Genomic DNA, 233 nt, shown 5'->3' on the forward strand with positions numbered 1-233 from the left:
CTGTTGAATCAAGCGCTCATGCAGGCGCTGGACGTGGCCGACGATCAGCTCGGGAATCAAGATGACTTCGTGACGCTTGATCGCTTCGAAAGCTGGGTTCAGGATCGTGATGTCATCGTCGGCGAGCCCCGGATGCGATTCGAGGTCCGAGATCATTCGCCACAGGCTCACGTCGCTCATCGGCCCCTCCATTCGCTGCCGCGCACTACGCGCCCCACGGGTTCGCACACGAG

1 protein-coding gene is annotated in these 233 nt (G+C 61.4%); it reads right to left on the reverse strand.

All coding sequences use genetic code 11. The features are described from left to right. Nucleotides 1-180, reverse strand: a 180-nt coding sequence (locus SB689_RS24280; protein WP_410694569.1) for a hypothetical protein, incomplete at its 3' end; no start/stop codon positions are given. Between the last annotated feature and the right edge of the window lie 53 nt (nucleotides 181-233).

The organism is Chryseobacterium sp. SIMBA_038 (assembly GCF_046535115.1).
Classification (GTDB): Bacteria; Bacteroidota; Bacteroidia; order Flavobacteriales; family Weeksellaceae; genus Chryseobacterium.